The 7,870-nt window shown below is 42.8% G+C and carries 10 protein-coding genes, 1 tRNA gene, 1 pseudogene and 1 other annotated feature; of the genes and pseudogenes, 9 read left to right on the top strand and 3 right to left on the bottom strand.

Annotation, left to right across the window (positions count from 1 at the left end; translation table 11 throughout):
* On the top strand, positions 1-132 hold a 132-nt coding region (locus B2P60_RS07925; protein ID WP_286740454.1), incomplete at its 5' end, for an IS3 family transposase.
* Positions 133-215: 83 nt separating this feature from the next.
* Here B2P60_RS07925 and B2P60_RS07920 read toward each other — a convergent pair.
* Positions 216-1,193, bottom strand: a complete 978-nt coding sequence (locus B2P60_RS07920; protein WP_286740453.1) for a glutathione S-transferase family protein — start codon at positions 1,191-1,193, stop codon at positions 216-218.
* Between the two features lie 270 nt (positions 1,194-1,463).
* On the opposite strand from B2P60_RS07920, the gene B2P60_RS07915 reads away from it, so the two are divergent.
* Positions 1,464-1,540: transfer RNA gene (locus B2P60_RS07915), tRNA-Val, on the top strand.
* 230 nt (positions 1,541-1,770) lie between these two features.
* Here B2P60_RS07915 and B2P60_RS07910 read toward each other — a convergent pair.
* Positions 1,771-1,998, bottom strand: coding sequence for a helix-turn-helix domain-containing protein (locus B2P60_RS07910; RefSeq protein ID WP_286740450.1), 228 nt, complete (start codon positions 1,996-1,998; stop codon positions 1,771-1,773).
* Positions 1,999-2,114: 116 nt separating this feature from the next.
* Between B2P60_RS07910 and B2P60_RS07905 the strand changes: the two genes are divergently transcribed.
* The 7 genes and pseudogenes from B2P60_RS07905 to B2P60_RS07875 all read left to right on the top strand — a co-directional run bounded on the left by B2P60_RS07905 (position 2,115) and on the right by B2P60_RS07875 (position 6,945).
* Positions 2,115-2,330 (top strand): hypothetical protein, encoded by a 216-nt coding sequence (locus B2P60_RS07905; protein WP_025645163.1) that lies wholly within the window; start codon positions 2,115-2,117, stop codon positions 2,328-2,330.
* 11 nt (positions 2,331-2,341) lie between these two features.
* On the top strand, positions 2,342-3,538 hold the full coding sequence (locus B2P60_RS07900; protein ID WP_286740449.1) for an Arm DNA-binding domain-containing protein: 1,197 nt from the start codon (positions 2,342-2,344) through the stop codon (positions 3,536-3,538).
* Entirely contained in the window at positions 3,535-3,825 is a 291-nt protein-coding gene (locus B2P60_RS07895; RefSeq protein ID WP_286740448.1) for a hypothetical protein, read from the top strand. The genes B2P60_RS07900 and B2P60_RS07895 overlap by 4 nt, the downstream gene beginning before the upstream one ends.
* A gap of 10 nt (positions 3,826-3,835) precedes the next feature.
* Positions 3,836-4,153 carry a hypothetical protein gene (locus B2P60_RS07890; RefSeq protein ID WP_286740447.1) on the top strand — a complete coding sequence of 106 codons (318 nt, stop codon included), beginning with the start codon at positions 3,836-3,838 and terminating at the stop codon, positions 4,151-4,153.
* A 75-nt stretch (positions 4,154-4,228) separates the two neighbouring features.
* Positions 4,229-4,780: pseudogene (locus tag B2P60_RS07885) on the top strand (transposase); the annotation flags it as partial.
* 48 nt (positions 4,781-4,828) lie between these two features.
* A protein-coding gene (locus B2P60_RS07880; protein ID WP_379607240.1) for an IS3 family transposase occupies positions 4,829-6,048 on the top strand; the annotation gives its coding sequence in 2 pieces (ribosomal slippage) (positions 4,829-5,105 and positions 5,105-6,048; 1,221 coding nt in all).
* Positions 5,104-5,220: a sequence feature (AL1L pseudoknot), on the top strand. Its footprint overlaps the gene before it by 117 nt.
* Positions 6,049-6,123: 75 nt before the next feature.
* Positions 6,124-6,945: a galactosyltransferase-related protein gene (locus B2P60_RS07875; RefSeq protein WP_230710453.1), complete on the top strand. Its 822-nt coding sequence runs from the start codon at positions 6,124-6,126 to the stop codon at positions 6,943-6,945.
* A 59-nt stretch (positions 6,946-7,004) separates the two neighbouring features.
* Here the strand turns inward: B2P60_RS07875 and B2P60_RS07870 are convergent, their stop codons facing one another.
* Positions 7,005-7,859 (bottom strand): hypothetical protein, encoded by an 855-nt coding sequence (locus B2P60_RS07870; protein ID WP_286740442.1) that lies wholly within the window; start codon positions 7,857-7,859, stop codon positions 7,005-7,007.
* Positions 7,860-7,870 lie beyond the last annotated feature (11 nt).

The following is a 7,870-nucleotide window of genomic DNA, read 5'->3' as shown; positions in this document are numbered from 1 at the left end:
GAGAAGCCTCAAAACATTGAGCAGTTAGAGCAACAAATCCATGAGTACATTCATTATTACAACCATGAGCGTATTCAATTGAAACTAAAAGGACTGAGCCCTGTGCAATACAGAACTCAGTCCTTGGGGTAAACTAAATCGTCCAAGTTTGGGGGGTCAGTTCACTGCCTGTTAGTAGCTGGGGCTTTTTTTTGAATATTTTTTGATAAATAAAACTATAGACGTGCACGGTCATGTGGCTCATTAAAATCAATCACTGGGCCAACAGGGACAATACGAGTAGGATTGATATTGGCATGGCTGGTGTAATAATGCTGCTTGATATAATCCATGTTGACGGTCTCAGCAACACCCGGCACTTGATACAAATCGCGCAGATAGCCCCAAAGATTCGGATAATCAATGATGCGACGCAAGTTACATTTGAAATGCCCGACATAAACGACATCAAAACGTACCAACGTGGTAAATAAACGCCAGTCGGCTTCTGTTATCGTGTCCCCCATCAAATAACGACGCTTTGCCAAACGCGCTTCTAGTGTATCTAACGCATCAAACAGCGTCGTCAATGGCTGCTCATAAGCTTCTTGTGTGGTCGCAAAACCTGCCTTGTACACACCATTATTCACGGCAGAATAGACAAAGGTATTTATGTCATCAATTTCTGCTAATAACTCTAATGGTATAAAGTTACCTGTTGTTGCTCCTACCCCATCAAAGGCTGAATTAAACATACGAATGATTTCAGAGGATTCATTGCTCACAATTGTGTTGGTTTTTTTATCCCATAAAATAGGAACCGTCACGCGCCCTGTATAATCTGACTTAGCCGCAGTATAAACCTCATATAGATAACGTGCATGGACAATCGGATCAGCAATCACGCCTTTGCCCTCTGCAAACGTCCACCCTTTATCCCCCATAAATGGATGTACCACAGACATCGAAATGATATCTTCTAGGCCTTTTAGCTTACGATAAATCGTGGTTCGATGCGCCCAAGGGCAGGCTAAAGACACATATAAATGATAACGATTGGCTTCAGCTTTGAAGCCGACTTTGCCTGTTGGACCTGCGCTGCCATCTGCCGTTACCCAGTTTCTAAAACCCGCATCTTCACGCTCAAAGCGTCCACCGCTAGCATCGGTGTCGTACCATTTATCTTGCCATTGTCCATCGACTAATAAACCCATCTCATCACCCTTAGTATTTTGATTTTATGTCATAGTTGCTAAATACTTGTATGATTAATCTCGCACGTCCCTAGGAACACTGCTATATTGTACTGTATTAAGCTCGACACCATTCTCAATATTGTACCAATTTTAGGTCCCTGCTGTTATTAAGTTAGGTACGACAAGTAATGCAGAGGGTGATTCTTCTAGTATTTCGACAATAACTTCATATTGGTGTAAAAAAGACTTGCAAAGTCCTGAAAACTTGCTAAAATGCTCAACCTAAATAGGCGTATAGCTCAGTTGGTTAGAGCGCTACCTTGACATGGTAGAGGTCAGCAGTTCGAATCTGCTTATGCCTACCAAATTTTAGAAAGCCCCAGTTTAACGACTGGGGCTTTTTTTTGTCTGTAAAATATGGGCTGTAGCGGAAAAACTATTATTAAATCACACTATAATCATAACTATTCAATCAGCTCGAAATATCTCAAAAAAGCGACGGTGACCAAATGGTGACCAAACCGTGACTAGCCTACAAAAACCATTAAAATTAAAAACTTCTTTTTGACCTCTACTCTAAAACTACTATTAACTTCTATTTTTCAATAACTTCTACTTTCTTTTCTTCTACATATTCGAAAATATCTCCTACCCCTACCTCAAGATAGGCACAAAGTTTATCTATAGTATCGAAATCAATTCTTGACGACTGATCATTGTATATCTTGTGCAAAGTTGTTTTGCTCACTCCTGTCGCTCGTACGGCATCCGCTACCTTTAGCCTTCTTTCAGCTAACAAAGTAGGGAGATGGTTAATTATCATCTGAAAACTCCAACTATAATTGTAAAAAGTACTTGCATAGTTATAAATTTATGGTAAATTACAACTATGGTATTTAAAAATACCATTATGATCAAACTTTATCTAAGGATTATATTATGTCACATACCTACCTCACTACCCAAGAGCTTTCTGAGCTCATTAAGTATAACCCTCGTACTATTCGTAATGAGCTCAAAGATACTGTGCTGATTGAAGGTATTCATTACATACGTCCTTTCGGTGGTCGCAAGATTTTATATGTTTGGGAAGAGATCGAAAAAGATATGCGTACTGGTGTCACCGGTAGCATCAACGCTATGGCTCTACAATAAGGAGAAATATAATGGCTAGTATCAGAAGTAGATATAACAAGTTGGTGGTCGACTTTCGCTATATGAACAAACGCTGTAGGGAGACGACAAACCTCATAGACACGCCAGCCAATCGCAAGAAACTTGCTAAGGTTATCGAACAAATGGAAGCAGAAATTACCTTGGGCATATTTAGCTATACTAAGTACTTCCCCAAAAGTGATAAAGCAGCAGAGATGATGGCCTTGAGCGACCGCAAGGACTGTATTCAAAGTGACGTCCCTTCTTTTAAAGAGTTTGCTTTGCTCTGGTTTTCTGAAAAAGAGATTGAGTGGCGTGATACTTACAAACGTAAGATTAAAGAAATTATTGATATGTATTTACTGCCTAAGTTTGGCACTAAGCCTATTCATATCATAAAAAAGACAGATGTATTAGCCTTCCGTTCATCGCTCGCCAAAGTAACGTACGGAAAAGCTAACAAACATCTGTCAGCGGCACGCATCAATTCGATAATGGTACCTTTAGGTATGATACTAAAAGAAGCGTCTAAACGCTACAAGTTTGAGAACCCTTACTATGACATTAAGGCGCTCAAACAACCCAAGACCGATATCCAACCACTGACCTTGGAGGAGGTTTGGAAGTTCATTAACGGCGTTAGGGAAGACTATCGTAATTATTACTTGGTGCGCTTTTTGACAGGTATGCGTACTAGTGAGATCGATGGCTTGACTTGGGAAAATATCGATTTTAATCGTCGCGAGATTGTCATTAAGCAGGCTTTGGTCAAAGGTAAGATGGTACCGCCTAAGACGCAGGAGTCTTATAGAGCTATTCAAATGTCACCTTGGGTATACGATGCTTTGAAAGAGCAGCAAGCCGTCACCTACAAGCGCTCTGATTATGTATTTTGCTCTCACACCGGTGAGCCTCTAGATTACAACAATGTGAATAAGCGGGTTTGGCACCCTACTCTCAAGGTTTTGGGACTTAAAAAGCGTAATGCCTATCAAACGCGTCACACTGCAGCCACACTTTGGTTAGCGGCTGGTGAAAGCCCTGAGTGGATAGCTAGTCAGATGGGTCACTCTACAACTAAGATGCTATTCAATACTTATAGCCGTTATGTACCAAACATGACTCGCCAAGATGGCAGTGCTTTTGAAGCATTGGTTAGTCGGAGCCAGATTGCTCAAGTATCTACTAACAAGGAGACATCACAATGAAAACTATTGATTACGATGAACTACTTACGGCATTTAAACCTAGTGGATACGTTAGTGAGGATGCTAATGGCATTGCCAACACTCTAATTTGCGAGCTCCATATTCAAGCAGGAGCTGGTTTGGCTCGATTTTTAAGCGTTGATAGTTGCTTTGATAATTACATGGCACTGCGCGTATGGGTACAGAAGCGTTTGGACGCGAGTATTGGGTATGTGGCTGATGATATGTATCAGCAGCTTCAGCGTGAGCTTTATGGGCTATTGCCACAAACTAGCTATGGGTACTGAGGAGTATACTATGAGCTTAAGATTTCAACCTGATATGACTCAGAACGCACGGGATCTAAAAATCTGTAGCGATTACTGGGCATACGATAACGAGGGCGGCTTTATTGAGCATGTCAGAGCGGTTTGTCAGAAATATAAGATAAGTCCTCATATCATGTTTGTTACGGTAGGCCAGTGTTTTGCTTATCTAGATGATGTACTTTGCGAATACTGTGGCTATGTTTGTCCTCTAGAAGTCCCAGCAGACATTGCGTTTATGCGCGCGAAAGAGCGTTGGTGTTGTGAAGTTTGTGAATATGCTACTTGGCGTGAGCATAATAGTAAGTAAATTATTTATGATTTTTTGAGAGGGTTTCCCAAACTTTGTGTAACTGCTTATAATCCACTAACCGGAGAATAAGCAATGACTACTCAATCTGACATTAAAAAACTAGCCGAGCAAATGGCTGGTAGCATGAACAGCTTTGATGATATCAAAGACTTTCAGAAGCAGCTCATGCAATCCTTTATCGACACTGCCTTAGAAGCTGAGATAGAAGACCATCTTGGCTACCCTAAGCATGAGAAAGCAGATAAGCCAAACAAGCGTAACGGTCATACTAAAAAGACCGTCCGCAGTGATGCAGGCGATCTTGAGATATCCACCCCAAGAGACCGTGACGGTGCTTTTGAACCTGCCTTAGTGTGTAAGCATCAAACCCGTATTAGTGGCCTTGATGACAAGATCATATTCCTTTACGCCAAGGGTCAAACCACCACCGAGATTGTAGAGAGCATTAAAGAGCTGTACGATGTCGACATCTCAAGCTCTCTTGTCTCAAGAGTCACTGACAATATATTAGATGACATCACCGCTTGGCAGAACCGGCCACTGAGTAGTGTTTATCCTATCGTCTATTTGGACTGTATTGTCGTTAAAGTACGCCAAGACAAGCAGATCATCAACAAGGCGATGAACCGCCCCGGGATTGTCGGAGACTCAACATTCTGAGAGAATACGACAATGAAAAAACAAACCTACACTCCTGAGATTAAAGAACGCGCCGTTCGCATGCTGATAGAAGCGTTGGGCGACTATCCTTCCACATGGTCAGCGATTCAAGCCATTGCCCCTAAGATTGGCTGTACGCCTGAAACCCTGCGGTCGTGGCATAAAAAACACATCGATCAAACTATTCCTGCATCGGTGCAAGCGCAAAGTGATAAAGAGCGCATCAAGGAGCTTGAACGCGAATGCAGAGAGCTCAAGCAAGCCAATGAGATCATACGTAAGGCTGCCGCTTTTTTCGCCCAGGCGGAGCTCGACCGCTGACTAAAATCATGATTCAATTCATCGACGATCATAAGAATAATTATGGGGTCGAGCTGATCTGTAGAGTATTACCGATTGCCCCATCAACCTATCACCGTGCTAAAGACTTGGAGAGCTACCCTGAAAAACGCTCACTGCGCAGTCAACATGACGACTTTTACATCAGCGAGATTAAACGTATCTGGCAGGACAGCAAATGCCGTTACGGTGCGCGTAAAGTATGGCAGCAGATGAAAGCTGACGGGTTAAAGGTTGCTCGTTGTACCATAGAGCGTTTAATGAGACAGCATGGCCTACAAGGTGTCTGGCGCGGTAAGGGTAAAATAACAACTCACAGCCGTGATGATCAAAAGCGTGCTGATGACCTAGTTAATCGTAACTTTAGCGCTCATCGCCCTAACCAGCTCTGGGTGGCAGACTTTACTTATATCAAGACGATAAGCGGCTGGGTGTATACCGCTTTTATTATTGATGTGTTTGCTCGCGCTATTGTGGGCTGGAAAGTATCTAATCGTATGAACACAGATATGGTGATGGCGGCGTTAAATCAAGCAATAGCAGATAGAAACTATCCCAAAGATGTGATTCATCACAGTGATCGAGGGGTTCAGTATTTATCCATTCGCTATACTGATAAAATGGCTACATGCGGTGTTATAGCTTCTGTCGGTACGACAGGCGATTCATACGATAATGCATTAGCTGAAACGGTCAACGGGCTTTATAAGTCTGAGGTGATTCATTATTTAAAACAGAACTGGACTGGTGTGAACGATGTTGAACTAGCAACCCTTGAATGGGTGGATTGGTTTAATAGAACACGATTGCATAGCACGATTGGATATGTGTCACCCTTTGAGTTTGAAAAGCGGTATTATGATAATTTAACCCTGTCAGGCATCGCTGCCTGACTCAAGTAAATCACTCTCCGATAAAGTCGGGGCGGTTCAGACGATGCTGACCCCACACGCTTGGTTGAGTATGATTTGAACATCTTACAAATCGCCACCACCGCTGATGCGGTAGTAAATGAGAGCTCTGTTGGTTCAAATAACACTGACTTTGATATTGGCCATAACCGAAATCTTGGTGCAGCTCGTGCTTCTCATGACATGCTGATATTCTTAGATGTGGATTGTATCGTCGCACCAACGTTTATTAAGCAGCTAAAAACAAAGTTACAGACCCAACCCAATGGTTTGTTTATGGGGCAACCGCGCTATCTGACGCGGCCGTTATCAAAAGAAGAAGCCTTACAACTGCGAGATGGCACCCTCTCTGCCTCTTATCTAAACAGACTGTCTGTTTACAATCCTTATCGTGATAATTTTGATAAAAATGAACCCTGCGCTACTAAAAAACAGACGACAGCGACTAAGCAAACGGCAACTAAAAAAACAGAAAATTACGGCGCATTTTGGAGTTTGTGTTTTGCGATTAAACGGCAAACGTTTGAGCAGATAGGTGGGTTTGATACCCAGTACACAGGTTACGGGGCAGAAGATACCGATTTTGCCTTTACGGCGCGGCAATTAAATATGGATTTTTATCTCACCGCTGACGTGGTTTACCATCAGCAGCATGGCGTCTATCGACCGCCTCTCAATCATTTAGATAGCATTATCATCAATGCCAATCGCTTCTATGATAAATGGCAGTGCTGGCCCATGGAGGGGTGGCTGTCACAATTTGCTAAGATGGGCCTCATCAGTTGGAAGGTCGATCAAACCACCCCGATTGTGCTCATACGAAGGCCCAGCTGCCATGAAATGGCATCCGCTCATTGTCCGGATGCGCCTTACGTTTAAACCTTGATTACTTGGCATCGATCAGATAAAAACGCCATTGATGGGTGAGTCTCGCCTGCTTAATACTGACGAATAACTTCCACTTCTGGTGGCGGCGAGCTCATTTCTCGCCGCTCAAATTCCCAATTGTGTCCATGCCAAAAATGAGCCGTTTTATCGTTATCATTAAACCCAAGCATTAATAGCTTTAGTGGTAGCACAGCTTTTTGGACATTTTGCAAATGCTCTCGAGCCGCGAGCAGCAACCGATATAACAGAAAACCTGACGAAGGTACCGATGAATGAACATCACTAAAACAAGGGTAGTCGGCAACGACTGGATGCCGGTCTGACAACACGCTATGGTGCTGCGCGCTTTGCAACAACGCTTGTACGGCTGGTGGAATAATGAGTATGCGCTCGGAGGAGATGGGATCATCACTCGGACTTGGGTCTTCATGTGGCGAGGGGAACTGGTAGGACTGATTGCTCAATAATATGCCTATAGGTGCAGACTTTGCCATCCGCTTCATCACTGACACGTTGTTACTGCGGGGCGGTAAGCCAAAATGCAACTTACTATCGCCAATCTGACGAAAAAATAACAATTTGGGCAACGCACTTGCTAGTGGATGATTGGCAAAAAAATCAGGGTGTATAAAGTGATTAAACAACACCAAAACATCATCGGGCTGTAGCAGTTTTTCAAGTTGATCCATACTGATAGAAGGATTGTTCGCGACAAATACAATCCGATTACTACGCTTTAACGCATCTTGAATATTGACCGGCAAATTGATAAAGGCCGCCATCTCTTTGCTGACTTCGTTCAAGTCATGTTCACAGCCATTTATTATCAAACGTTCATTAAGAGGCTCTGAATTAAGAGGCTCTGAATTAAGAGGCACTGAATTAAAAGGCACTGAATTTTGCATAGTAGACGTAT

Origin of the sequence: Psychrobacter sp. UBA3068 (genome assembly GCF_002366815.1) — a bacterium.
In the GTDB taxonomy this organism is placed as follows: domain Bacteria; phylum Pseudomonadota; class Gammaproteobacteria; order Pseudomonadales; family Moraxellaceae; genus Psychrobacter; species Psychrobacter namhaensis.
Note: the sequence above shows the minus strand (reverse complement) of the source record. Positions and strands in the feature narration are given on the sequence as shown.